Source organism: Shewanella sp. SM23 (assembly GCF_025654295.1).
GTDB classification, from domain to species: domain Bacteria; phylum Pseudomonadota; class Gammaproteobacteria; order Enterobacterales; family Shewanellaceae; genus Shewanella; species Shewanella oncorhynchi.
This window is the reverse complement of record NZ_JAKKRM010000007.1, coordinates 14,615-39,914: the sequence shown is the minus strand read 5'-3', so window position 1 is coordinate 39,914 and position 25,300 is coordinate 14,615. Positions and strand designations below refer to the sequence as shown.

At 47.2% G+C, this 25,300-nt stretch carries 20 protein-coding genes; 16 read left to right on the top strand and 4 right to left on the bottom strand.

Features of this window, described 5'->3' with window-relative positions:
* Nucleotides 1–192 precede the first annotated feature (192 nt).
* Nucleotides 193–1,512, top strand: a complete 1,320-nt coding sequence (gene argA / locus L5L98_RS10690) for an amino-acid N-acetyltransferase (protein WP_105251176.1) — start codon at nucleotides 193–195, stop codon at nucleotides 1,510–1,512.
* Between the two features lie 119 nt (nucleotides 1,513–1,631).
* Complete coding sequence (locus L5L98_RS10685; protein ID WP_263140632.1) at nucleotides 1,632–2,150, top strand: PH domain-containing protein; 519 nt, start codon at nucleotides 1,632–1,634, stop codon at nucleotides 2,148–2,150.
* A gap of 47 nt (nucleotides 2,151–2,197) precedes the next feature.
* Here L5L98_RS10685 and rarD read toward each other — a convergent pair whose 3' ends face one another.
* Together rarD and L5L98_RS10675 are read right to left on the bottom strand one after the other, a co-directional pair.
* A complete protein-coding gene (gene rarD / locus L5L98_RS10680; protein ID WP_198572571.1) occupies nucleotides 2,198–3,082 on the bottom strand; it encodes an EamA family transporter RarD in 885 nt (294 codons plus the stop codon).
* 205 nt (nucleotides 3,083–3,287) lie between these two features.
* Nucleotides 3,288–3,752: a thioesterase family protein gene (locus L5L98_RS10675; RefSeq protein ID WP_263140631.1), complete on the bottom strand. Its 465-nt coding sequence runs from the start codon at nucleotides 3,750–3,752 to the stop codon at nucleotides 3,288–3,290.
* Nucleotides 3,753–4,120: 368 nt separating this feature from the next.
* Here L5L98_RS10675 and recQ point away from each other — a divergent pair, with 368 nt between their 5' ends.
* The gene (gene recQ, locus L5L98_RS10670) at nucleotides 4,121–5,944 is read left to right on the top strand and encodes a DNA helicase RecQ (protein WP_263140628.1); all 1,824 of its coding nucleotides are present in this window, start codon (nucleotides 4,121–4,123) and stop codon (nucleotides 5,942–5,944) included.
* Here the strand turns inward: recQ and L5L98_RS10665 are convergent.
* A complete protein-coding gene (locus L5L98_RS10665; RefSeq protein ID WP_263140624.1) occupies nucleotides 5,926–7,707 on the bottom strand; it encodes a diguanylate cyclase domain-containing protein in 1,782 nt (593 codons plus the stop codon). The genes recQ and L5L98_RS10665 overlap by 19 nt on opposite strands.
* Nucleotides 7,708–8,216: 509 nt before the next feature.
* Between L5L98_RS10665 and leuA the strand changes: the two genes are divergently transcribed.
* From leuA to glpK, 6 genes are all read left to right on the top strand, one after another.
* Entirely contained in the window at nucleotides 8,217–9,785 is a 1,569-nt protein-coding gene (gene leuA / locus L5L98_RS10660) for a 2-isopropylmalate synthase (RefSeq protein WP_263140622.1), read from the top strand.
* A 70-nt stretch (nucleotides 9,786–9,855) separates the two neighbouring features.
* On the top strand, nucleotides 9,856–10,950 hold the full coding sequence (leuB, locus tag L5L98_RS10655; RefSeq protein WP_198572574.1) for a 3-isopropylmalate dehydrogenase: 1,095 nt from the start codon (nucleotides 9,856–9,858) through the stop codon (nucleotides 10,948–10,950).
* 23 nt (nucleotides 10,951–10,973) lie between these two features.
* Nucleotides 10,974–12,374, top strand: coding sequence for a 3-isopropylmalate dehydratase large subunit (gene leuC / locus L5L98_RS10650; RefSeq protein WP_263140900.1), 1,401 nt, complete (start codon nucleotides 10,974–10,976; stop codon nucleotides 12,372–12,374).
* A gap of 27 nt (nucleotides 12,375–12,401) precedes the next feature.
* On the top strand, nucleotides 12,402–13,007 hold the full coding sequence (gene leuD, locus L5L98_RS10645) for a 3-isopropylmalate dehydratase small subunit (RefSeq protein WP_105251184.1): 606 nt from the start codon (nucleotides 12,402–12,404) through the stop codon (nucleotides 13,005–13,007).
* A gap of 526 nt (nucleotides 13,008–13,533) precedes the next feature.
* Nucleotides 13,534–14,883: an outer membrane protein transport protein gene (locus L5L98_RS10640; protein ID WP_219234674.1), complete on the top strand. Its 1,350-nt coding sequence runs from the start codon at nucleotides 13,534–13,536 to the stop codon at nucleotides 14,881–14,883.
* A gap of 193 nt (nucleotides 14,884–15,076) precedes the next feature.
* A complete protein-coding gene (gene glpK, locus L5L98_RS10635; RefSeq protein ID WP_263140615.1) occupies nucleotides 15,077–16,561 on the top strand; it encodes a glycerol kinase GlpK in 1,485 nt (494 codons plus the stop codon).
* Between the two features lie 171 nt (nucleotides 16,562–16,732).
* Here glpK and L5L98_RS10630 read toward each other — a convergent pair whose 3' ends face one another.
* Nucleotides 16,733–17,068, bottom strand: a complete 336-nt coding sequence (locus L5L98_RS10630; protein ID WP_168826581.1) for a hypothetical protein — start codon at nucleotides 17,066–17,068, stop codon at nucleotides 16,733–16,735.
* Between the two features lie 663 nt (nucleotides 17,069–17,731).
* Here L5L98_RS10630 and mraZ point away from each other — a divergent pair.
* The 7 genes from mraZ (at nucleotide 17,732) to mraY (ending at nucleotide 25,297) form a co-directional block, all read left to right on the top strand.
* A complete protein-coding gene (gene mraZ / locus L5L98_RS10625) occupies nucleotides 17,732–18,190 on the top strand; it encodes a division/cell wall cluster transcriptional repressor MraZ (protein ID WP_263140611.1) in 459 nt (152 codons plus the stop codon).
* Nucleotides 18,191–18,221: 31 nt separating this feature from the next.
* On the top strand, nucleotides 18,222–19,163 hold the full coding sequence (gene rsmH, locus L5L98_RS10620; protein WP_105251189.1) for a 16S rRNA (cytosine(1402)-N(4))-methyltransferase RsmH: 942 nt from the start codon (nucleotides 18,222–18,224) through the stop codon (nucleotides 19,161–19,163).
* A 10-nt stretch (nucleotides 19,164–19,173) separates the two neighbouring features.
* Nucleotides 19,174–19,488: a cell division protein FtsL gene (gene ftsL, locus L5L98_RS10615; protein ID WP_263140609.1), complete on the top strand. Its 315-nt coding sequence runs from the start codon at nucleotides 19,174–19,176 to the stop codon at nucleotides 19,486–19,488.
* Nucleotides 19,489–19,501: 13 nt separating this feature from the next.
* On the top strand, nucleotides 19,502–21,256 hold the full coding sequence (locus L5L98_RS10610; RefSeq protein ID WP_105251191.1) for a penicillin-binding transpeptidase domain-containing protein: 1,755 nt from the start codon (nucleotides 19,502–19,504) through the stop codon (nucleotides 21,254–21,256).
* Nucleotides 21,253–22,755: a UDP-N-acetylmuramoyl-L-alanyl-D-glutamate--2,6-diaminopimelate ligase gene (murE, locus tag L5L98_RS10605; protein ID WP_263140607.1), complete on the top strand. Its 1,503-nt coding sequence runs from the start codon at nucleotides 21,253–21,255 to the stop codon at nucleotides 22,753–22,755. The genes L5L98_RS10610 and murE overlap by 4 nt, the downstream gene beginning before the upstream one ends.
* 76 nt (nucleotides 22,756–22,831) lie before the next feature.
* Nucleotides 22,832–24,214 (top strand): UDP-N-acetylmuramoyl-tripeptide--D-alanyl-D-alanine ligase, encoded by a 1,383-nt coding sequence (locus L5L98_RS10600; protein WP_263140606.1) that lies wholly within the window; start codon nucleotides 22,832–22,834, stop codon nucleotides 24,212–24,214.
* Nucleotides 24,215–25,297: a phospho-N-acetylmuramoyl-pentapeptide-transferase gene (mraY, locus tag L5L98_RS10595; protein ID WP_006079891.1), complete on the top strand. Its 1,083-nt coding sequence runs from the start codon at nucleotides 24,215–24,217 to the stop codon at nucleotides 25,295–25,297.
* Nucleotides 25,298–25,300: the final 3 nt, after the last annotated feature.

Here is a 25,300-nt window from a genome sequence, read left to right as displayed (position 1 = left end):
AAAAAGTGTGAACACTTACTGAAAATATAAAATAGTGCAGTTCTAAGCACTTTAAATCATCAAATCTGCACTTTAGTGAGAATAAATTCTTTATATGTGAATTAAAATGCAATACCATACGCGGAAGTTAGCGATTCATTCCTGGTGTGTCATAGTGACGCTGCCAGCTCAAAAATGAGGTGTAAATAACGCGTGCGTACCACTGAACTGGTTGATGGATTTCGTCATTCTGCCCCCTATGTTAATGCCCACAGAGGTAAAACTTTTGTGGTCATGCTTGGCGGTGAAGCTTTGGCTCAAAATCAATTCCGCGCCATCTTAAATGATGTCGCCCTGCTGCACAGTTTAGGGATCAAAGTGGTGTTGGTATATGGCGCTAGGCCGCAGATTGATGCTGCATTAGCCGCCAACGGTATTGCGCCTGCCTACCACGACGGTGTGCGTATCACGGATGAAGATTCGCTCAAAGTGATTAAGCAAGTTGCGGGTGCACTGCAATTTGATATCACAGCGCGTTTATCCATGAGTTTAAGTAATACGCCGATGCAAGGTGCGCAAATTAACTTAGTGAGCGGCAACTTTGTGATTGCTCAACCACTGGGTGTGGATAATGGTGTGGACTTTTGTCTGAGTGGCAAAGTGCGTCGTATTGATGTGCAAGGCTTAAAACGTCAGTTAGATAATCACTGCATCGTATTGATGGGGCCGATTGCGGCTTCGGTTACTGGTGAAAGTTTTAATCTCACCGCCGAGGAAATCGCGACTCAAGTGGCGATTAAGCTCAAAGCAGACAAGATGATCGGCTTTAGCTCACAGAACGGTATTCTCGATCGAAATGGCGATGTGATTGCCGAGTTGATGCCAAATGATGCGCAAAACATCATGAACAAGCTGGCCGAGCAAGGTTCTGCTTGTGTTGGTACTATGGCGTTTCTCAAAGCCAGTATCGATGCTTGCCGCAATGGTGTGCCACGTTGTCACTTAGTCAGCTACCTCGAAGATGGCGCCTTGTTGCAGGAACTGTTTTCCCGCGAAGGGATTGGTACACAAATCGTCACTGAGAGTGCTGAGCGTTTACGCTGTGCGTCGATCGCCGATATTGGCGGTGTGTTGAACCTTATTCGTCCATTGGAGGAACAAGGCATTCTGGTGCGTCGTAGTCGTGAGCAGCTTGAGATTGAAATCGAACAGTTCATGTTGATTGAGCGCGACGGTTTAGTGATTGGTTGCGCTGCGCTCTATCCTTTTGAAGAGGACAATGCGGGTGAGTTTGCTTGTTTGGTGGTGCATCCTGATTATCGCGATGCCGATAGAGGGAGCTTACTGCTGAAGAACATTATCAATCAGGCTAGAAACCGCGGTTATTCACGCTTGTTTGCATTGACAACTCGGAGCATTCACTGGTTCTTAGAGCATGGTTTTGTGATTGAAGATGTTGAAGCACTGCCACAGAAGAAGAAGCAGTTGTATAACTATCAACGCCGCTCAAAAATTCTCGCGCTCGATCTTTAAGCCGTTCTAACTCAATCGAATCAATGCCAGCCTAGTACTCATATTAGCGCTGGCATTTTTATTGACATAATATGTCTTTATTGGCAGATTAAGGCTTCACTGCACGGGAGATACTGCCAATGAGTCCTCAATTTTTTGAACTCGCCCCTTTAATCCAAACCTCTATCTTCAGCTTTATCGTCTTATTGCTCGGTTTAGCGGGTATCTTGCTGATGTTATGGCTAAAAAATATGCCTAAGATAGCGAAGTCAGCGAGTTTAGGTATATTGCTGGTGATGATGGGCGGATTTTCTTGGGTCTTCTATCAATCGAATAGCGCCGAATTAGTGTTAACCGATACAGAGCTCACAGTGGATGTTCCCTTCTATAAAGTGCAGTTATCCCGCGTGGATTTATTGCCCGCCGAGGCACGTATAGTCGATTTGCAACAAGAGGCAGATTTAACGCCGAGCTTTAAAACGAACGGTATAGGCATGCCAGGATTTCAATTGGGTTGGTTTAATCTACAAGGGAAAGGCAGGGTATTTTTGGCGATAACAGATAAATCGCAGTTAGTGTTAGTGCCAACGACTAAAGGCTACAGTTTATTACTGACAGTACCGCAAGGGAGTGAGTTTTTAGCACAGTTACAAAAGTAATCATCATATGTCATCACTTCTGCAACTGTGTATCGGCGTGATAATGCTTACGCCGTCTTGCGTTTATAGGCCATATCTAAGGTAAAGACGAGTAGCGCGCTCCAGATAAAGCCGAAGGTCACGCCTTTTTCGGCATCGAAGGGCTCATTGAACAGACTCACCGCGAGGATGAACATAATACTCGGGCCAATATATTGGAAAAAGCCGAGCATAGACAATGGAATACGTACCGCTGCCCCTGCAAAACACAGCAAAGGAATGGTAGTCACTATCCCCGCCGCCATTAACATCAGATTCAATTGCCAATCGTTAGTCAGCATGCTCGCCGTGGCAGTGTCTAAGGTTGCGACGAGATAAATCAGCGCTACCGGTAATAACACTGCGGTTTCGACCAATAATCCGGCCTTAGCATCCACATTGACCTTTTTTCGCAGCAGTGCATAGAAACCAAAGGTGCCCGCGAGTGCCAGTGAGACGATGGGAATCGAGCCAAAAGAGATTAACTGGATCAATACGCCAGCGCTGGCGAGTGAAACCGCAAACCATTGCAGTTTACGCAACCTTTCGCCTAGAAATAACATACCGAGTAAGACGTTGAGTAAAGGATTGATGAAGTAACCTAGGCTGGCATCGAGCATGTGATCGTTATTTACCGCCCAGATAAATAGTAGCCAGTTTCCCGCGATCAATATGGAAGTAATGGTGAGAACCATCAACTGTTTAGGCTGTTTAAACAGTAAGCGTAAGCGAGAAAAACCGCCGATAAACTGCATAATGATCAGCATAAACACGAATGACCAAATCACTCGATGGAGCAAGATTTCGGTGGCGGAAACATGGTTGAGTAATTTGAAATATAAAGGCGCAAAACCCCACATACAGTAAGCACTGACGGCAAGTAGGATCCCTTTGCGGTATTCAAGATTTGGCATGAGACATCTTCGAAGAACAACAAGGTGGCGATTGTAGGTGTGTCTGACCGCTGACTCAAGGGTATCGCCGTGTTCTTTTCGTTACAGAATATCTCCACAAAAAATTGAATGGGCGATTAAAGTGAGTAAACATCCTGTTGTTCAAGACGTTTACCTTAGTCAATTTTGAGCCCTAAGGCAGTAATACACATCTAAATTTAACCGCCTAACCCACCATATAAGTCCCTGTTCCAAAAGCGATATGCGTGCCTTGCTCATTATGTAGTTCCATGCGGCATACTGAAACTCGATTACCCGCACGAATGACGCTGCCCGTGCCCGTAAAGGTGAGGCCGCGTCCCGGCCGCAGATAATCGACGCGCATATCAATTGTCCCTAGGGTTTGCAGGCGTTGCTGCAGCTCTTCGACCGTCCAATCATCACGACTGGCGGCCAGTCCTGCAAAGGCCGTGAGTCCGCCAACCACATCGAGTACCGTTGCTGTCACACCGCCGTGGAGGATTTGCTGGTGGATATTGCCAATCAGCTCAGGCTTCATGTTGATCACGACTTCGACGCCATCAATGTCATAACGCTTGATATCGAGTCCGAGTAGATTATGGAAAGGGACATGTTGATCAAATACTGCTGCGACTCTTCTCAAAGCTTCGGCTTGGATTGGGCTGGTCATGGTTTCTCATCCTTGTCACTGAGTGACGGTATTAGGCGTAATTGGATTTGTTATCAACACTTAGATTAACAAAGTGCGGCTTAGAGCAATTAATCTACAGTGAAGCGTGCGCAGAATGCAACTTAAGCTAGATTGAAGATAAATCTGCTATGGGCATTATGGTTAGTTGAGGGAGGGCGATCCTAGTCGATGGCATTTATCCTGAATGGGTTTTAACGCACTTTATGCGGTGTTGGTTATTTTTAACTTAGCCCGCTAGGTCTACAAATAACCGCCTTGACTAACGTGCGTTAAATTACCGTTGAATCCTGCATTTTGAACTAGTTTGGGTATAGAATAGGCCCCCTCACTTTTGACATAGAAGATCCATGGAAAAGCTCGTACTCGACACGCATGATGACCCGCTCTCGCAACGCCTCGCGCAGGTGTTTGGTTACCGTGACTTTAGGGACGGTCAGCGGGAGGTGATAGAACGTGTCTGCGGCGGGCAAGATTGCTTAGTGATCATGCCGACGGGCGGCGGTAAGAGTCTGTGTTATCAGTTACCCGCCTTGATGATGAATGGCATCACTATTGTCGTCTCCCCATTGATTTCTTTGATGAAAGATCAAGTCGATAGCTTGTTGCAAACCGGTGTTGCTGCGGCTTATCTGAATTCCTCATTGCCGCGCGAGCAGAGTGCCGAAATATTAAGGCAGCTACGCCACGGTGAGTTAAAACTACTTTATGTGTCACCTGAGCGCTTATTAAGCGCAGATTTTATTGAGCGTATGCAGTCTCTCCAGCTGGCGATGTTTGCCATCGATGAGGCGCATTGTATCAGTCAGTGGGGTCATGATTTTCGCCCTGAATATGCGGCGCTCGGCCAGTTAAAACAACTCTTCCCCTATGTGCCCATGATGGCGCTGACCGCAACAGCAGATCAGGCGACTCGGCAGAGTATTTGTGAGCGGCTCGGTATTGACCCGTTCCGTTTACTTTCAAGTTTCGATCGGCCCAATATTCGCTATACAGTCGCCGAAAAGCTTAATGCAGCTAATCAGTTACGACATTTTTTAACGCAGCAGAATGGCACTAACGGCATTATTTATTGCAGCAGCCGTCGCCGTGTCGATGAAGTGGCTGACCGTTTATGCCTGCAAGGTTTTAATGCCAAGGCCTATCATGCGGGAATGACGCAGGAAGACCGTGGTGCAGTACAGGATAGTTTCCTTAAAGATCAAATCGATATTGTAGTTGCTACTGTGGCTTTCGGTATGGGAATTAACAAGTCGAATGTGCGTTTTGTGGTGCATTACGATATCCCGAAAAGTATCGAAGCCTATTATCAGGAAACTGGCCGAGCAGGCCGTGATGGGCTCGATGCAGAAGCTTTTATGTTGTTCGATCCCGCCGATATTGGTCGGGTCAGACATTTGATTGAACAGTCTGAACCTGGGCCGCAGCAACAGGTCGAATTCCACAAACTTAATACTATGGCTGCCTTTGCCGAGGCGCAGACCTGTCGCCGCCAAGTGTTGCTGCATTACTTCGATGAGAGTGCATTAGAGCCCTGTGGTAACTGCGACATTTGCCTCGACCCGCCTAAGCGTTATAACGGCACCGAAGATGCGCAGAAGGTGTTGTCATGTATTTTCCGTTTAGGCCAGCGTTTTGGTATCAATCATTTAATTGAAGTGTTGCGCGGTTCGAAAGGCGCACCGATAGTCGATCGAGGGCATGACAAACTCACTACTTGGGGGATTGGTAAAGACAAGAGCCATGAATATTGGTTGAGTGTGATCCGTCAACTCATTCATTTGGGACTGGCGAGTCAAGATGTGACCCGCGGCTCATCTATTACCTTAAACCCATCGGCACGGCCTGTGCTCAAAGGGGAAGTGGCGTTAATGCTCGCCGAACCGCGTATTCAGTTAACAACCACAAAACGTAAGGCGAGTCAGTCTAAAGCACCGTTGAATTATGACCGTAAGTTGTTTGCACGGTTGAAGTTATTGCGTAGAACCATTGCCGAGCAGCAGGATGTGCCGCCGTATTTAGTCTTTAACGACGCTACCCTCGCAGAAATGGCAGCCATGATGCCAACGAGCGCGGGGGAAATGCTCGCCGTCAACGGGGTTGGCGAGCGTAAACTGAGTCGTTTCGGTGACGCTTTTCTCGATGAAATTACGGCTTATTTAGCGGGAGAATAATGGTTTGGATTATTCTCATTGATTTTAACCTTACCTAATTGATTTATGCTGGCTCGTTTGATTAAAGACTCTAACGTATCAAACTGTTGCATTGCCGCTATACCAATATTGACCTTACTTGAACCCTGCCAAGGCTGAATGCAAGCAACCAACTGACTAACGACTCTTTTAGCACCAGTTGCCGAGGTATGCGGCAAGATAATGACAATTTCATCCATCGAATATCGGATTAACTTATCTTGCTCCCGTAGTCTGTGTTGTAGCTCATCCTGTAAGAGAGGTAGGTCAACTTGACGGATCTGACTCGCATTAAACAATAATAAAGACAGTGGGTAATTACCTTGTTTGGCACTGTTTAATGCTGATGTGACTTGTTGGAGCAGCGTTTCCGCAGGTTCATTACCTTCAATATGTGGGGCACGATTATTCTGTTTATCAATCAAATACCAAATAGCTCCGCCCAATAATGCCATTGCGATTAAGAACAGTGTGCTATAGGCCCAATCGACATTTAGCTCTTGTAGGATTGAATCTTTTTCTAGCGCAGTGCTATTTGGCTCCTGCTGCAGATCTTGTTGATTTAGACGTGCCTTAAACTGCAATATCCGAGCATTATTCATCGCTTGATTGGTGAGCTCGGCCGCTCGATAACGTTTGAGCAAGAAAGAATAGGCTTGTTTAAAATCCCCTTTTTCTAAGTAGTGATCGCTCATGATCCCGTAAAACCCTTTGAGATCTGAGTATTGTTTTAGGTTTTCAGCTTGCTCAATAGCGTGATTCATGAGGATTAAAGCGGCATCTTCTTGGTGCTGAGCAAAACGAATTTGGGCGAGTAGGCGAGTTGAACGCATTGTCGCTAATTGTTGATTTTGTTTTTTAAACGTATTAATCGCGATAGAAAGATATTCTTCGGCATTATCGATGCGGCCTTTATCGAGCGCGATTGAGGCCAAAATGGCATAACTGTAGGCGAGTTCAAGTGGCGAACCGAGCTCAGGTAAAAGCGCTTTAGCTTGTTGTTCGAGTTGATCACTGTAATCAAACTCTTGATTATCAAGCGCTATCCGAGCTGCATTGCGTAAAATAAAGTGTAAAACCTTCCCTTTTGCATCGGCACTTTGTATACCTAAGTTGGTGTAATACATGGCTTGGGGGAAATCATGGGTGGCATAAAGTAAATTTCCCATCGCGGCATACACATAGGCCTGTGGTGGCCAAATCCAATTTTGGGTTTGAGCATGAATATCCGGATAAATATCAATCGCGAGGCGTAAATCTTCGATAGCAGAAGAGAAGTTGTCAGTGTCAGTATCGAGTTGGCCACGTAAGCGTAAAGCATCGACTAAGGCTTGTGGTTGCTGGTAACGTCGCGCTAGGTTAATGGCTGAATCAAGCAAAGGTAGGGCATTTTGAATATTGTTATAGCTAAGGTTGGCATCGGCTTGGCAAATCAAAAAGTAAGGTCGTACTTGATCTAGCTTAAGTTGTTTAGCGTTTGCTTCGCCTAATTGAGCGACGTTGATAGCGGCTTCATTTTCCCCTATTTGTAGTAGGTTTTGGCATTTCAACACACTTAATCTGAGTCGATTGATATCTGAGCTTGCACTGGTCGCAAATTGTTTTTCTAACGCTGTTATTTGAGTGAGTGCTTTACTGGGATATTGGTAGACGAGTTCAGTGAGTTCATCTAATTGGTCTATAGCACTGGCCCCAAAGGGAAACAGCCATAACAACAGGCTCAGTACCAAGACGCGAAAATCCATTTTGTGCTCCATATAAAATGCGTAAGTTCTAATATCCCTAATCACTAAGGTGGGATTATAACTTTTCTTAATCGTTTTTTGCATAAAAAACTATTTTTTTCTAAGGGGAATAAGTTAACACATCCCAGTGATTTCTGAATCCAAACAGCTGGTTAATTCTGTGGAATCGATCACTAATTTGGGGATGAAACTCACCGTTATTAGCCTTAAGACAGGTTGAATGAGTGGAACATGAAAAAATTAGGGTTGACACTATCGGCTAGGCAAGTTAAATATTAACCGTCCTCAATAATTCAAACAGAATAAATATACAGATTAAATGAATATTATTAGCTGCAAACTCGACCTCCTCCTTCTCTCTCTCGCGGTTTATACGCGGAGGTCTTAGTGTTGCACGCTCGATAAAGAGGCAAAGCATTCACAAACCCCGCACCGATGTTGCGGGGTTTTTTGTATCTGAATACGGCAAAAATTAACTAACGAACGGTGACGTTCCATGGAGAAGCGAGATGTCTAACAGAGTCATAATATTTGATACTACCTTGCGTGATGGTGAGCAGGCGTTAGCCGCAAGTTTGTCGGTCAAAGAAAAACTACAGATCGCTATGGCGCTGGAACGTCTGGGTGTGGATGTGATGGAAGTGGGTTTTCCGGTTTCTTCACCCGGTGATTTTGAGTCAGTGCAGACCATAGCGCGTACCATCAAAAATAGCCGCGTTTGTGCCTTATCCCGCGCATTGGAAAAGGACATAGATGCTGCGGCGCAGGCCTTGTCTGTTGCAGATCAATTCCGTATCCATACCTTTATCTCGACCTCGACGATTCACGTTGAGAGCAAGTTGAAGCGTTCTTTCGATCAAGTGTTAGAGATGGCCGTAGGCGCGGTGAAGTATGCCCGCCGTTTTACCGACGATGTGGAATTTTCCTGTGAGGATGCGGGGCGTACGCCCATCGATAATCTATGCCGTATGGTAGAAGCGGCCATTCGTGCGGGCGCGCGCACCATTAATATTCCCGATACGGTCGGTTACACAGTGCCCAGCGAGTTTGGCAATATCATTCAAACTTTGTTTAATCGGGTGCCGAATATCGACCAAGCGGTGATCTCAGTGCATTGCCACGATGACTTAGGTTTGTCTGTGGCTAACTCGATAACTGCAGTGCAACACGGTGCGCGTCAAATTGAATGTACGATCAATGGCATAGGTGAGCGTGCGGGTAACTGTTCACTGGAAGAGATCGCGATGATTTTAGCGACGCGTAAGGGGATGTTAGGGCTAGAAACGGGCATTAATGCCAAAGAAATTCACCGTACTTCTAATTTAGTCAGCCAGTTATGCAATATGCCAGTGCAGGCGAACAAAGCGATTGTCGGTGCCAATGCCTTTACCCATTCGTCGGGCATCCATCAGGATGGCATGTTAAAAGCACAAAATACCTATGAAATCATGACGCCAGAAAGTATAGGTTTGAATCGCAATAACTTGAATATGACCTCTCGCTCGGGTCGCCATGTGATCAAGCATCGCATGGAAGAAATGGGCTATAGCGAGCACGATTACAATATGGATACTCTGTATGAAGAGTTTCTAAAATTGGCAGATAAAAAAGGCCAAGTATTTGATTATGATTTAGAAGCCTTAGCCTTTGTGGAAGCGCAGGCCGAAGAAGACAATCACTATCAATTGCAGCAATTAGTGGTGCAGTCTGACTCAACTGAAGGCGTTGCTACGGCGACTGTGCGTATCGAAGTGGGCGGCGAAATTAAAACCGAAGCCGCAACGGGTAATGGTCCTGTTGATGCTGCCTATAACGCGATTGCTCGCGCAACCGATCGTCGAATCGATATCATCAGCTACAAGCTAGGCGCTAAAGGCGTAGGTCAAAATGCCTTAGGCCAAGTGGATATTACCGCGGTTTACCACGAGCAAAACTTTCACGGCGTAGGTTTGGCAACCGATGTGGTTGAAGCCTCGGCACGCGCTTTAGTGCATGTGATGAACTTAACGTGCCGCGCAGACAAGGTTGCCGATTACAAACAAAGCATGCAAAAAAATCGAGAGCTAGGCGGCGTCTAGTCGCTAAAAGCATCCAGAGAATAGCAAGGTCGAGCATAAAGCATTTACATTTAAAGGAGTTGGCTGGCGTATGAGTTATCAAATAGCAGTATTAGCAGGGGATGGGATCGGCCCAGAAGTGATGGCAGAGGCGCGTAAAGTGTTGCGTGAGGTTGAAGCGCGTTTCGATTTGAATATCGAATACACTGAATTCGATGTTGGCGGTATTGCCATTGATAACCACGGTTGTCCCTTACCCGATGCCACGCTAAAGGGCTGTGAAGCGGCCGATGCGATCCTATTTGGTTCAGTCGGTGGCCCTAAGTGGGAAAAGTTACCGCCAAATGAACAACCTGAGCGCGGTGCGCTATTGCCTCTGCGTGGTCACTTCGAACTGTTTTGCAATCTGCGCCCAGCCAAACTGCACGATGGCCTAGAGCATATGTCACCGCTGCGCAGCGATATCTCTGCCCGTGGCTTTGATGTTTTATGTGTGCGCGAGTTAACCGGCGGTATTTATTTTGGTAAGCCAAAGGGTCGCCAAGGTGAAGGCGAGAATGAAGAAGCCTTCGATACCATGCGTTATAGCCGCCGTGAAATTAGCCGTATCGCCCGTATCGCCTTCGAAGCCGCCCGTGGTCGCCGTAAAAAAGTGACCTCAGTGGATAAAGCCAACGTGCTCGCCTGTTCAGTGTTATGGCGCCAAGTGGTTGAAGAAGTCGCGGTAGATTTCCCCGATGTCGAGCTTGAACACATCTATATCGATAATGCGACCATGCAGTTGCTACGTCGTCCCGATGAGTTCGATGTGATGCTATGTTCTAACCTGTTCGGCGACATTTTATCCGACGAAATCGCCATGTTAACGGGCTCTATGGGCTTGTTGTCATCGGCGAGCATGAACAGCACTGGCTTTGGTTTATTTGAACCTGCGGGTGGCAGTGCGCCCGATATCGCGGGCAAAGGCATTGCAAATCCTATCGCCCAAATTCTGTCGGCGGCATTAATGCTGCGCCACAGCTTAAAGCAAGAAGAAGCCGCCTGTGCGATTGAGCGTGCCGTAAGCAAAGCATTAAATTCTGGCTACTTAACCGGTGAGCTATTGAGCAGCGACAAGCGTAGCCAAGCTAAATCAACCGCCGAGATGGGTGACTTTATCGCCAATGCTATAAAGGAAGGTGTGTAATGACGACTGTGCCAAAAAACGCGGTGGCAAAAACGCTGTATCAAAAAGTATGGGATGCCCACGTTGTAGCGATTCCTGAAGGTGAAGCGCCGATCATTTATGTCGACAGACATTTAGTCCATGAAGTGACTTCCCCCCAAGCATTCAGTGGCTTAAAAGTGGCGGGCCGCAAACTGCGTGCACCGGAAAAAACCTTTGCCACTATGGATCACAACACTTCGACCCGTAGCGCCAGCTTGGATGCGCTAAGCCCAATGGCGCGCACACAGGTTGAAACCCTAGCGCAAAACTGTAAAGACTTTGACGTGCGTTTATACGACATTCATCATCCTAATCAAGGGATTGTGCATGTAATGGGCCCTGAATTGGGTATCACCTTGCCGGGAACTGTGATTGTCTGTGGTGATTCCCATACCGCCACCCACGGCGCCTTTGGCGCATTGGCGTTTGGGATTGGTACATCGGAAGTTGAGCACGTTCTAGCAACGCAAACGCTGCGTCAGTTAAAAGCTAAAACCATGAAGATTGAAGTGCGTGGTCATGTCACCGAGGGCGTGACCGCCAAAGATATCGTCCTCGCTATTATTGGCAAAATCGGCATGGATGGTGGCACGGGTTACGTGGTGGAGTTCTGCGGTGAGGCGATTGAAGCCCTGTCGATGGAAGGCCGCATGACAGTGTGCAACATGGCGATTGAAATGGGCGCTAAGGCGGGCATGGTCGCGCCGGATCAAACCACTTTCGACTATTTAGCAGGCCGTGAATTTGCACCTAAGGGCGAAGATTGGGCAGAGGCTGTCGCTTACTGGAAAGCCATTAAAACCGATGACGGCGCGGTGTTTGATGCTGTCGTTGAGTTAGATGCTGCCGATATTGCGCCGCAATTGACTTGGGGTACTAACCCAGGCCAAGTAGTGGCAATCGATGGCAAAGTACCCGATCCCATTAGTGAAGCTAATCCAAGCACCCGAGCTAGTATGGAAAAGGCTTTAGAATACATTGGCCTGAGTGCGGGTACGCCGATGACAGACATCAGTATCAACAAGGTGTTTATCGGTTCTTGTACTAACTCACGGATTGAAGATTTACGCAGCGCCGCCGTACATGCCAAAGGCCGTAAAGTCGCGAGTGGCGTCACCGCGATTGTAGTACCTGGTTCTGGTCAAGTGAAAGCCCAAGCCGAAGCCGAAGGTTTAGATAAAATCTTTATCGAAGCCGGGTTTGAGTGGCGTTTACCGGGTTGTTCTATGTGTTTAGCGATGAACGATGACAGATTAGAGGCGGGCGATCGCTGTGCGTCGACCAGTAATCGTAACTTCGAAGGTCGCCAAGGCCGTGGCAGTCGTACCCATTTGGTGAGTCCGGCAATGGCCGCCGCTGCTGCGGTGGCTGGGCATTTTGTCGATATTCGTAAACCTTACTAATTACCGTAAACCCAAGAGGAGAAGTTAATGCAACCTTTTACGACCCATACCGGGCTTGCGGTCATGATCGACAGCACTAATATCGATACGGATCAGATCATTCCGAAACAGTTTTTGTCTAAGGTGACGCGCGATGGTTTTGGCGTGCACTTATTTCATGACTGGCGTTATTTAGATGATGCGGGCGATGTGCCTAATCCTGAGTTTTCATTGAACCAGCCTCGTTATAAAGGCGCTTCAATTCTTTTGTCGCAGGAAAACTTTGGTTGTGGTTCAAGCCGCGAGCATGCGCCTTGGGCGCTGGCGGACTTTGGTTTGCGCGCCATTATTGCACCGAGTTTTGCCGACATTTTTTACGGCAACTCAATCAATAATGGCCTATTGCCTGTGGCGTTAACCCATGCGCAGGTGCGTCAGTTGATGGATGAAGTGGCGGCAGAAGAAGGCGCGCAAATCACGGTTGATCTCACAAGCTGTAAAGTGATTGCACCGTCAGGTGCCGAGTTTAGTTTTACGCTGGCAGAGTCGGCGAGACATAAGCTACTCAATGGGTTAGATGCTATTGGGCTGACCTTGTCCCATGCTGCTCAAATCAGTCAGTACGAAACTCAAATCCAAGGTTGGCGCCGCTAAACTTTCAGCGCACATTTGTACTCGTGTTGAGTCTATATTTAAGCGCCTAGGTTAATACCTAGGCGTTTTTGTTTTGAATCCCAATACTCTCTTAATTTAATTGATTGTATTTTAAAGAATAAATTTTTATTGTCGTTTTGATACTAGAAAATTTTATTCTCTGCAGTGATTTATGCTGAATTTGTCGAGTTTAAATGATTTACAGGTGTTCCAAAGTTTTAATTTTTTATCTTGTTGTTTAATATTGATATTTGTTGGTTTCTTAATTTAAATCTCACGACTGTCGTGAATGATTTTTGAGTGTTTAAAGGTTGGCTTTTGTTTGAATGGTGATGTATGTCACTAAATCTGTTTTAAAGTCGCATTTATTTAGAGTTTTTGTCTGTTTTATCTCCTTTGGTTGCAAACATCTTCTGCATAAGTAAACTGCTGCGCATTCAATATGGAGTGTTTGCTCTATTTTGCCTGAACGCCGCAGTACTCATCTAAGTAGTACAGATAACAATAATATGATTAGAGAATAACAATGCAAAAACGTCTTCTGACTTTGGCTGTCACTGCAGCCTTGCTAAGTTCAACGACTCAACTCCATGCCGCAGGTTTTCAACTTGCGGAATACTCTGCTACAGGTTTAGGTCGCGCCTTTGCGGGTGAAGCCGCTATGGCGGATAACGCTTCGGCTCAAGGTCGAAATCCTGCCATGCTCACTTATTTAGAAGGACGTCAGTTGTCCGCGGGTGGTATTTACGTTATGCCAAACGTCGATGTGACTGGTGATGTGAGCCTTAGCTCACCGTTAATTGGTCCAAATCCTGTTGTTATGAAAGGTGGCGATGCACTGGATGTGGCCGATGACGCACTTGTGCCAAATTTTTATTATTCAAATCAGCTAAATGATCAATGGACTTGGGGGCTAGCGGTAAACTCTAATTATGGTCTAGCCACTGAATTACCAGCGACCCACGCAGCGGCTATTTTTGGTAACAAGACTTCGGTTACGACCGTTGAATTTAATCCAAACATTGCTTATCGCATCAATGATGCTGTCAGCGTTGGTGCTGGTGTACGTATCGTTTATGGTGAAGGCGAAATTGGTGCCTCATTACCAGGTTGGGTTGATGGTATCAAACCTGCTCTGCCGGCTCCTGTGCAGGCTGTGTTACCTCCAGGTGGCACTGAGCTGAAAAGTATGAAGGGTGATGATGTGGGTTATGGCTGGCAGTTAGGTGCAAGCTGGCAAATTAATCCTGCTCACCGTTTGGGTTTTGCTTATCACAGCGGCGTGCAACTGGACTTGGATGGTCATGCCTCTGGTGTGCTGTACACTGGCGGCCAAGATGTGTCCATTGAAGGTTATTTACCGCTTGAATTGCCCGCTTTTGCAGAGATAGCTTCCCATCACCAATTGACCGATAACTGGGCCATGCATGCGAGTGTGAACTGGACCGATTGGAGTGTATTCGATCAACTAGTGGCTTATTTCCCTGGTGAAGTTAAGCCTAAGGGCGGCTTAGAGTCTGATTTAGTTAAAGAAGAGCACTTCGAAGATAACTGGCGCTTCGCGCTAGGGACGACTTATCAAGTGAATAACGACTGGTTAGTGCGTGCCGGTGTTGCTTTAGATAAAACGGCGGCAAATGACGAGTGGCGCACAACCACAATTCCAGACTCTGACCGTCTGTGGTTCTCTGTGGGGGCAGGTTATCAGGCAACTAAGAACCTGAACGTTGATTTTGCTGTGACTTATATTAAAGCGACTGGCGATGCGCCAATCAACGAACAGCAAAACCTATTGAACCTCGCGACTGTTAACTTTAACGGCGAAGCAAGCGGCGATGTATGGCTTGCGGGTATCCAAATGAGCTACAAGATGTAAGTTCAGTATGTTAAAAAAAGCCCTGAATTTTCAGGGCTTTTTTATGGCTATAGCATGGTGGCGTTATCTTGTTTTACGGCTTGCTTGCTGGTCACGGCGGTAAATTCCGAATATATTCACTGCATAAGTCGGTGGATCATGTTAATTCTCCCTAGCATAAAAAGGCGGCGGAGAGTTCAGATAGGATAGTAGTGTGCAGAAAAAATACGTGGTGGCCTTAGATCAAGGCACGACCAGCTCAAGGGCGATAGTGTTCGATCACGACGCAAACATTGTCAGCGTGTCCCAGCGGGAATTTACCCAGTTGTACCCTAATCCGGGTTGGGTCGAGCATGATCCCATGGAGATTTGGGCAAGCCAAAGTTCAGTGTTAATTGAAGTATTGGCGCGTGCGGGTATTCACAGCGATGAAGTGGCCGCCATTGGCATTACCAATCAGCGGGAAACCACTGTTATATGGGAGAAGGCCACAGGTAAACCTATTTATAACGCGATTGTGTGGCAGTGCCGTCGCAGCGCTGAGATTTGTGAGCAACTCAAAGCTCAAGGGTTAGAAGAATATGTGCGTGAGAATACCGGTTTATTACTCGACCCTTATTTTTCAGGCACTAAGATCAAATGGATTCTAGATAATGTGCCCAATGCCCGTGAGCAAGCTGAGCGTGGTGAGTTGTTGTTCGGCACTATCGATACTTGGCTCGTGTGGAAGTTAACCGAGGGCAAGGTGCATGTCACCGATCCCACCAATGCTGCCCGCACTCTACTATTCAATATCCATAGCCTGACTTGGGATAATAAGTTACTCGAAGCCTTAGATATTCCGGCGTCTATGTTGCCAGAAGTTAAACCTTCCTGCAGCGTGTATGGTACAACACGGATTGCTGGCGAAGGCAGTGAAATCCAAGTTGCAGGAATGGCGGGCGATCAACAGGCTGCGCTTTTTGGTCAGTTATGTGTCGAGCCCGGCATGGCGAAGAATACCTACGGTACTGGTTGTTTTTTATTGATGAATACAGGGACCAAAGCGGTGCGCTCAAACCATGGCTTATTGACTACAGTTGCCGTGGGGCCTAAGGGTGAAGTGAACTATGCCCTTGAAGGTTCAGTCTTTATGGGCGGCGCGACCATTCAATGGCTGCGAGATGAACTGGGGCTTATTCGTGATGCCAGTGATACTGAGTACTTTGCCTCTAAGGTCGCCGATACTAATGGCGTGTATCTGGTGCCCGCTTTTGTGGGACTCGGTGCGCCCTATTGGGATCCCAATGCCCGTGGTGCGCTATTTGGTCTGACACGCGGGGCGAATCGTAATCATATTATTCGGGCGGCGTTAGAATCCATCGCTTACCAGAGTAAAGATTTACTCGATGCCATGATCAAAGACAGTGGCGTCAGCCTTAAGCGTTTAAAGGTGGATGGCGGCGCGGTCGCTAATGATTTTTTGATGCAATTTCAAGCCGACATTACCGATGTCGAAGTGTTAAGGCCAAGCGTTTGTGAGACAACCGCTTTGGGTGCGGCATTTTTAGCTGGGTTGGCAGTGGGCTTTTGGGAGAGTGTGATAGAGCTTGAGCACAAAGCCTGTATCGATAAGCATTTTATCCCTAATATCGATGCCCAGACTCGAGTACAGCTATACACAGGTTGGCAGGACGCGGTGGCCAGAACTCGAACTTAAACAATACGCCTTGAGGCGGCATTGGTTTGAGATAAAACTTAATTTGAGGTATCGCATGATTCGAAATCTGGCCTGATTTCAGACATGCTCGATAGTGCTGCTAAAAAGAGGCTAATAAAAAGGCGCTAATCCAATGGGATTGCGCCTTTTCCGTTTTATATCAGTACGGATTTATACTTCTACATCAATGATATGTTGGCTCGGTGGCTTCTTGATTTCTGCGGAATCATCGGTCACTTCAAGTACGACACCTTCTTTTAGTTTTAGCGTTTCGGTTTCATCCGATGCACGGCGTTTCTTATTTTTATTGTTATCTGATTCTTTGCGTCTTTCCCTGACTTTAGTATTGCGGCTTTCTAACGCTGGAGGTAACTGCGACTGCGGTGTTTCATGGCTATCGGGGGCATTTGCGCTTGCGCTGCTGACTTGGTCAACAACCCGTTTAGGGTGAAACACGGCTTTTACTGGCTGTGCCAGCATGGCATAAATGCTATCCAATCCACTCATAACGCCTCCTTGTTATTACACCTCTTAATATGATATCGGCTGAAGTAGGTCAATATTTAGACTATACGCCGTTTAACTTGTTAAGGCGAATAAGGCGAGCCATTAGGTAGCTAGTGCGGGTATAAGGTGAATGTATAGGGATAAAGTGGTTCTTTTGGTGGATTTTACGTGGGATTTTTGATCTTTCTCGCAATCGCGACATTAATATTCAGCCATTAGTAAAAAGATGAACGTCTTTATTTGGAATAAAAATTTAGATTTTTATGCTGATTTCAACTCTTTTTTGACTGTCGAATAAGGATGGACGTAAGTTTGTTTTCTTGCGTTTTTGAGTTTGACGTTATTTCTCGACCCGTAAAATCCCACAAATACAGAAATAATTCCCCATTTTTTTCATCGCAAGCACCTGAAAGCAAAAGGTTGCTGAATATATCGGCGCTATTTATTCCTGTTGTTTCCTCTGTTTAGTCAATCTCTAATGGTTTTTCTTGTCAAAAGTTTGTCGCGAGGTTAAGTGCTCAACATGCGGCTAACCCGCTTGCCGACTGGATTTATAAAAGGATCCCATCCCTTGACAATGCTTGTCGACTGTCCCTAAACTTAGCAGTTGTGGGAAATAGTGGATATTTGTGGATCAAAAATCAAAGGATAGGATGAATTAGCGTGTTTCGTGGAGCCAGTGCTATCAACTTAGATACAAAGGGACGGATCGCTATTCCAGTGCGATACCGCGAACCTTTGCAGCTTGAGCACCAAGGCCGCATCGTGATTACCGTCGATATCCAATCCTCCTGTTTACTCTTGTATCCCATTCACGAATGGGAATTGATCGAAGCTAAGTTGTTGAAGCTTTCAGATACCGATAAAACCCAGAGATCTTTAAAACGCCTGTTACTCGGCTACGCCCACGAAGTGGAGCTCGACAGTAATGGGCGCATATTACTGCCGCCACCGTTAAGGCAATATGCCAATTTAGATAAGCGCATCATGCTGGTGGGGCAATTGAATAAATTTGAGCTGTGGGATGAGCAATCTTGGCTGCAGCAAATTGATGAATGTCAGGAAACGATTCGAAGTGAGGATCTCGTTAATAATGAGCGCCTCGCGGATTTTTCACTTTAACGAGTCGTGATAACTAAATAAGAAGAGAGTAATGAGTCAAGAATTTGCCCATTTATCCGTACTGCTAGCAGAAACGGTTGGCGGTTTAAACATCAAAGACGATGGCATCTATATCGATGGCACGTTCGGCCGCGGTGGTCATTCAAGACAAGTATTACAACAACTCGGTGAACATGGTCGATTGATCGCCATCGACCGCGATCCTCAAGCGATTGAAGCGGCCAAACAATTTGCTGACGATCCACGCTTTCAAATCGTGCATGGTGGCTTTGGTCAATTAGCCGATTATGTCGAAGAGCTTGGGCTTGTGGGCAAAATTGATGGCGTATTACTCGATTTAGGTGTGTCTTCACCCCAGCTAGACGATGCTGAACGCGGTTTTAGTTTTTTGCGCGATGGTCCACTCGATATGCGTATGGATAACAGCCAAGGCCAAACGGCTGCGCAATGGTTGGCTCGTGCCGAAATTGAAGATATGGCTTGGGTATTTAAAACTTACGGTGAAGAGAAAAATGCTCGCCATATTGCCCGTTGTATTGCTGCCGATCGTGAGAAAACGCCGTTTTTACGTACTAAAGATTTAGCCGATTTAATTGCGCGTATCACTAAAAATAAAGAACGCAATAAACACCCTGCGACTCGGGTGTTTCAAGCGATCCGCATTTATATCAATAGTGAATTAGATCAAATTGATCAGGCTCTTGAAGGAGCCGTCAATGTGCTCGCTCCCCAAGGACGCTTGTCGGTCATCAGTTTTCATTCTTTAGAAGATCGTATCGTGAAGCGTTTTATTCGTCGTCATAGCCAAGGCGAAAGTGTACCGCACGGTTTTCCGGTTACTGAAGATCAAATTAACAAGTCGCGTAAGTTACGTGCCGTGGGCAAGGCGATTATGCCATCCGACGAAGAAATCGAACGCAATGCCAGAGCTCGCAGCTCAGTGTTACGCATTGCCGAGCGTTTAGATTACTAAGGGGCGCACTGTGAGTAAGCCCTCGATTAATCTGCCACGGATCGTTTTACATGATTTATGGCTGCACAAATGGATCTTGTTATTAGCCTTGCTTGTGCTGAGTAATGCGGTTGCCGTGGTTTATAGCAGCCATGTTAGCCGTCAACTGACAACCCAGTGGGACCAGTTACTGCAGGAGCGAGATAGATTAGATATTGAGTGGCGCAATTTATTATTAGAAGAGCAATCGCAGACTGAGCACAGTCGTATTACGCGTATTGCCTCTAAGGAACTCAACATGAGTCGTCCGTTACCCAGCGAAGAAGTTGTGGTAAAGGTGCCGTGAGTATAGGGAAGATATGACTAGGCAAGCGAAAATCAAACGGGTAAGCAAACCGCAAAAACCTCAATTGATCCACTGGCGTTTATACGTAGTGGTCGGGTTTGTGTGTGCGTTGTTTTGCAGCCTAGTGGGACGCGCAGCTTACATTCAAATTATCGAGCCCGACAAATTACGTCACGAAAGTGACATGCGAACATTGCGGACCACTAGTCGTGAAGTGCAGCGTGGCTTGATCACCGACCGTAATGGCGACATGTTGGCCGTGAGCGTACCTGTACGAGCCGTCTGGGCCGATCCAAAACAAGTCAATGATAGTAATGGTTTTGCCGATATGCGCCGCTGGCAAGCCTTAGCCGATGTGTTGCATGAGCCCCTCGAAGATTTGTTAGAGCGAGTGCGCAGTAACCCCACCAAACGCTTCACCTACTTGAAACGCCAAATTACCCCTGCGGTTGCGGACTATATTACTCAGCTTAAATTACCCGGTGTATTTCTAAAGTCTGAATCTCGCCGTTATTATCCTGGTGGTGAAATTACAGCTCAGTTAATCGGCATCACTAACATAGATGATGTTGGGATTGAAGGTGTTGAAAATGCTTACAATAGTTGGTTAACAGGTACGCCTTCCAAACAAAAAGTGCGTAAGTCACGCGATGGTCATGTCGTCGAGCGTCTGGATATAGTGCAGGAAGGTGAGAGCCCTAACGATCTCGTGCTGAGTATCGATCATAGGATCCAACAATTAGCCTATCGCGAACTAAAACGCACCACTGAGATGAACCAAGCGACTTCGGGTTCGATTGTCGTCCTCGACATTCACACGGGTGAAGTCTTGGCTATGGTGAATACGCCTTCGTATAACCCCAATGCGCGCGACAATCTGCAAACCTTCAGAATGCGTAACCGTGCTATGACAGATACCTTTGAGCCGGGTTCGACCATTAAGCCATTTGTGGTAGCCGCAGCGCTTGAAGCTGGCACAGTTAAATCGACCGATATTATTGCCACTTCACCGGGTTGGATGCGTTTAGGTGGTCGCCAAGTACGTGACCCCGCGAACTACGGCGATATGAGTTTGGCGCGTATTTTGGCTAAATCCAGTAACGTCGGCATCAGTAAATTGGCTTTGTCTATTCCGGTGCAGCAACTGCTCGGCACTTATCAATCCATGGGACTTGGCAGTTTTTCGGGAATTAACCTCACGGGTGAAAGCGCTGGCTTGATTCAAGATCGCCACCGTTGGTCAGACTTTGAACGTGCCACCTTGTCCTTCGGTTACGGCTTAACGGCAACAACACTTCAACTTGCGCGTATGTACGCCACCTTAGGCAATGGCGGCACTTTGTTCCCTGTCTCGATAATGAAACTGAAAAAGCCACCTGTCGGTGAGCGAGTCATTTCTGAAAATGTGGCCCACGATGTGATGCAAATGCTAGTCGGCGTAACGGAAAAAGGTGGCACTGGCACCTTAGCGCACATCGACGGTTATCCAGTTGCAGGTAAGTCTGGCACAAGTCGTAAGGCAGTTGCTGGTGGCTATGGTGATGATTATGTTGCTTTATTTGCGGGTGTTGCTCCTGCGAATAATCCTAGATTAGCGATAGTGGTGGTAGTGAACGAGCCTAAGGGCGATCTCTATTATGGTGGTTCAGTGGCGGGGCCTGCATTTGCCAAAGTCATGTCTGGCGCACTGCAAATGTTAAACGTTGAACCCATTACCGATAAAGAACAAGTGCAATTGGCGGGAATCGCCGCTGGGAGAGCAGAATGATGTTATTACGGGATTTGCTAGCGCCTTGGCTACATTATGCTGGCGCGCAGTCCTTCAATGATCTGACCTTAGATAGCCGCGCAATACGTCGCGGCGATGTGTTTTTGGCGCTGCCAGGACATAAAGTCGATGGCAGACAGTTTATTGAAAAAGCCTTAGATTTAGGTGCAGCAGGCGTATTAGTTCACACGGATGATGCTGACCAACATGGCAAAGTGTTGCTGGGCGATAATGCCGAGCACGGTGTACAGATTTATTTCTTTCAGTTAAGTCGTCAGGTATCGGCAATTGCCGCCCAGCGTTATCCCTTAGCGCACAAGTCTGCCGTTATGCCATCCCTTGGGGTTATCGGCATTACCGGAACTAACGGTAAAACCTCTACGAGTCAACTCATTGCACAACTGGTGACTTCATTGGGGCGCAAAGCCGCCGTCATGGGCACCCTTGGCAATGGTCTCTGGGGCGAGCTTGTTGATAGTGGTAACACCACAGCTGATGCGATTACCTTAATGCGTCAGTTGCATGAGTTTGAAGCCCAAGGCGCGAGTGTCTGCGCCATGGAAGTGTCGAGTCACGGCTTAGTGCAAGGCCGCGTCGACGCAGTACCATTTGATGTTGCCGTGTTCACTAATCTGACTCGCGATCACCTCGATTACCACGGCGATATGGAAAGCTATGCCGCCGCTAAACAAAGCCTATTTCGTTTCAGCACGTTAGGTCACGGTTTATTGAATCTCGACGATGCAGTTGGCGTGTCTTGGTTGACTGAGCTTAAGCCTGTGCCTGCGCAGATTTGGGGTTTTAGCATTGAAGGTCATCAAGGTGCGGCTTTTTATACCAAAAATGCCAAGTTTGACGATCAAGGTGTCAGTGCAACCTTAGTCTGGCCCGAGGGCGAAACTCAAATTCACTCTCCACTACTTGGTGCCTTTAATCTTTCTAACTTACTCGCGGCGCTCTCAGCCTTGTATCTGCAAGGTTTTGATATGAAAGCGTTAGCCGAGCAAGTGCAATACCTAACGCCTGTCGCAGGTCGTATGGAGCGTTTCACAACTGCGAATAACATCACCTTAGTGGTCGATTATGCCCATACACCCGATGCGATTGAACAAGCGTTAAACGCGCTACGTCGCCATTGTGCCGGTGATTTATGGTGCGTATTTGGCTGTGGTGGCGACCGTGATAAGGGTAAGCGTCCTTTGATGGGCCAAGCTGCTGAACAGTTTGCCGACCGCATTATGGTGACCAGCGACAATGCGCGCAGTGAAGACCCCGCGCAAATTATTACCGATATTATCCAAGGGCTTGCAACACCAGAGCAGGCATTGACTGAGGTTGACCGTATCGCAGCAATTAAAGAGGTTGTGGCATTGGCTAAACCTGGCGATGTGATCTTGCTTGCGGGCAAGGGCCACGAAACTTACCAAGAGGCGGCAGGTGTGCGTCATGATTATGATGAACGCGCCCTGGCACGCCAGTTATCGGAGCAATCAAGATGATCCCTCTTTCACTCGAGACTCTAAGTCAACACTATCATGGATGTGTATTGGCACACCGGTCATTGGAGCAATCAAGATGATCCCTCTTTCTCTCGAGACTCTAAGTCAACACTTAGGCGTGCATCGAGTCGGTGACGACGTCACCATCCAAGATTTAAGCAGTGATAGCCGCAAAATCGGCGCTGCAACCCTGTTTGTTTCCTTAAAGGGTGAGCGCTTTGACGGCCATGATTTTGCAGCTACAGCTATTGCGAACGGCGCAGCGGCGTTAATGGTTGAGCGCGAGTTAGCCTTTGATATTCCGCAGCTGATTGTGCCCGATTGCCAAAAAGCTATGGGCGCGATTGGTGCTTATGTTCGTGACCAGATCAATCCGATTTGTGTTGCTTTGACTGGCTCAAACGGCAAAACCAGCGTGAAGGAAATGATCGCGACCATTCTGTCGGCAAAGCATCAAATCCTCTATACCGCTGGCAATTTTAATAATGAGATTGGTGTGCCGCTCACTTTGCTGCGTTTAACGCCAGCGGATGAGTTTGGGATATTCGAGCTCGGCGCTAACCATAAAGGTGAAATCGATTACACCTCGGGACTCGTGCGTCCAAACGTCGCGCTGGTGAATAACGTCGGCAGCGCCCATTTAGAAGGATTTGGATCACAAGCAGGTGTCGCACAGGCGAAGTCAGAGATTTTTAATCATCTGCAGGCCGATGGCACTGCCATCATTAACGCCGATGATGCCTTCGCTGATTTTATGAGCGTTAAGGCAAGACCTTATAAGCAACTGAGCTTCTCCCAGCAAGATGGCGCCGCTAAACGTCATATCGACGTGATAGCGACAGGCCATAAGACTAATGCGGATGGTTGCTATCGTTTTATGCTCAATTATTTAGGTGAATCTTGCCAAGTGGTATTGCCGTTGGCGGGTCGTCATCAAGTGAGTAATGCACTCGCCGCTGCAAGTGTTTGTATTGCTTTGGGATTGAGTTTGACTGAAATATCTGAAGGCTTGAGCCAATTAACGCCAGTGAAAGGACGTATGCAGCCGAGTCAATTGGGACGCGTGCGTCTAATCGACGATAGCTATAACGCAAATCCTGTGTCCGTTGGCGCTGCTATCGCTTGGTTAAAGGAAATTTCTGAAAATCGCTGTCTGGTACTGGGAGATTTAGGAGAATTAGGCGACAATGCGCCCCTTTTACACGCTGAACTAGGACAACTGGCCAAGCAACAGGGGATTGATGCCTTGTTTTGTACCGGAACTTTAAGTCAGCACACGAGCCAAGCTTTCGGTGCTGAGCACTATGACAGTGTGGCGACGTTAGTAGAAAAACTTATAAAGCATATAAACCAGTTGCCGGGACAGGTAACGGTTCTCGTTAAAGGTTCACGTAGCGCCGCCATGGAGCGGGTCGTGGATGGCCTAACAGTAGCCTTCGGGCGTGGGGAGTTAGTGTAAATGCTGGTATATCTGGCCGAGTATTTAACCCGTTTTCATACCGGGTTTAACGTGTTTTCCTATGTGACATTTCGAGCCATTTTAGGCTTATTGACCGCATTGGTTTTTAGCTTATGGTTTGGCCCTAAACTGATTGAACGTTTGCAATTACTGCAAATTGGTCAGGTTGTGCGTAACGATGGTCCAGAATCACATTTTAGTAAGCGTGGCACGCCGACTATGGGTGGCTTGCTGATATTGGCTGCTATTTTCATCAGCGTGTTGCTGTGGGGCGATCTCGGTAGCCGCTATGTGTGGGTCATGCTGTTTGTGCTCGGCAGTTTCGGTTTGATCGGCTTTATCGACGATTACCGCAAAGTGGTGCGTAAAGACACTAAAGGCTTGATCGCGCGCTGGAAGTACATTCTGCAATCTTTGGCTGCGCTGCTTATTGCTTTTTTCCTGTATGCCACGGCGGCCAATCCAGGTGAAACCCAGTTAGTGGTGCCTTTCTTTAAAGACGTGATGCCGCAACTCGGCGCCGTATTTATCGTATTGGCGTATTTCACTATTGTGGGTTCGAGCAATGCGGTGAACTTAACCGACGGCCTCGACGGTTTGGCGATTATGCCGACGGTAATGGTCGCGGCGGCGTTTGCGTTGATTGCTTATTTGTCGGGTCACGCTCAGTTTGCGAATTACTTACATATCCCGCATTTACCCGGTTCGGGTGAGTTAGTGATCGTCTGTACCGCCATTGTCGGTGCGGGTCTGGGCTTTTTGTGGTTCAACACTTACCCTGCGCAAGTCTTCATGGGCGATGTGGGTTCACTGTCATTAGGTGCTGCACTTGGCACGATTGCAGTGCTCGTTCGCCAAGAGATTTTGTTAGTGATTATGGGCGGCGTGTTCGTGATGGAAACCCTGTCAGTGATTCTGCAGGTGGGTTCGTACAAGTTACGCGGCCAGCGTATTTTCCGCATGGCGCCGATCCACCATCACTATGAGTTAAAAGGTTGGCCTGAACCTCGAGTGATAGTGCGTTTTTGGATTATCTCGATATTCCTCGTCTTACTTGGCTTAGCCACGTTGAAGTTAAGGTAATTG

What these genes read in the sequence shown, in the direction of transcription:
- L5L98_RS10665 (WP_263140624.1), bottom strand. Translation starts at nt 7,707, where the DNA reads ATGGATTTTCGCGTCTTGGTACTGAGCCTGTTGTTATGGCTGTTTCCC.
- rsmH (WP_105251189.1), top strand. Translation starts at nt 18,222, where the DNA reads ATGAGTCAAGAATTTGCCCATTTATCCGTACTGCTAGCAGAAACGGTT.
- recQ (WP_263140628.1), top strand. Translation starts at nt 4,121, where the DNA reads ATGGAAAAGCTCGTACTCGACACGCATGATGACCCGCTCTCGCAACGC.
- mraY (WP_006079891.1), top strand. Translation starts at nt 24,215, where the DNA reads ATGCTGGTATATCTGGCCGAGTATTTAACCCGTTTTCATACCGGGTTT.
- rarD (WP_198572571.1), bottom strand. Translation starts at nt 3,082, where the DNA reads ATGCCAAATCTTGAATACCGCAAAGGGATCCTACTTGCCGTCAGTGCT.
- L5L98_RS10630 (WP_168826581.1), bottom strand. Translation starts at nt 17,068, where the DNA reads ATGAGTGGATTGGATAGCATTTATGCCATGCTGGCACAGCCAGTAAAA.
- leuB (WP_198572574.1), top strand. Translation starts at nt 9,856, where the DNA reads ATGAGTTATCAAATAGCAGTATTAGCAGGGGATGGGATCGGCCCAGAA.
- L5L98_RS10675 (WP_263140631.1), bottom strand. Translation starts at nt 3,752, where the DNA reads ATGACCAGCCCAATCCAAGCCGAAGCTTTGAGAAGAGTCGCAGCAGTA.
- L5L98_RS10610 (WP_105251191.1), top strand. Translation starts at nt 19,502, where the DNA reads ATGACTAGGCAAGCGAAAATCAAACGGGTAAGCAAACCGCAAAAACCT.
- leuA (WP_263140622.1), top strand. Translation starts at nt 8,217, where the DNA reads ATGTCTAACAGAGTCATAATATTTGATACTACCTTGCGTGATGGTGAG.
- murE (WP_263140607.1), top strand. Translation starts at nt 21,253, where the DNA reads ATGATGTTATTACGGGATTTGCTAGCGCCTTGGCTACATTATGCTGGC.
- L5L98_RS10600 (WP_263140606.1), top strand. Translation starts at nt 22,832, where the DNA reads ATGATCCCTCTTTCTCTCGAGACTCTAAGTCAACACTTAGGCGTGCAT.
- L5L98_RS10640 (WP_219234674.1), top strand. Translation starts at nt 13,534, where the DNA reads ATGCAAAAACGTCTTCTGACTTTGGCTGTCACTGCAGCCTTGCTAAGT.
- leuD (WP_105251184.1), top strand. Translation starts at nt 12,402, where the DNA reads ATGCAACCTTTTACGACCCATACCGGGCTTGCGGTCATGATCGACAGC.
- L5L98_RS10685 (WP_263140632.1), top strand. Translation starts at nt 1,632, where the DNA reads ATGAGTCCTCAATTTTTTGAACTCGCCCCTTTAATCCAAACCTCTATC.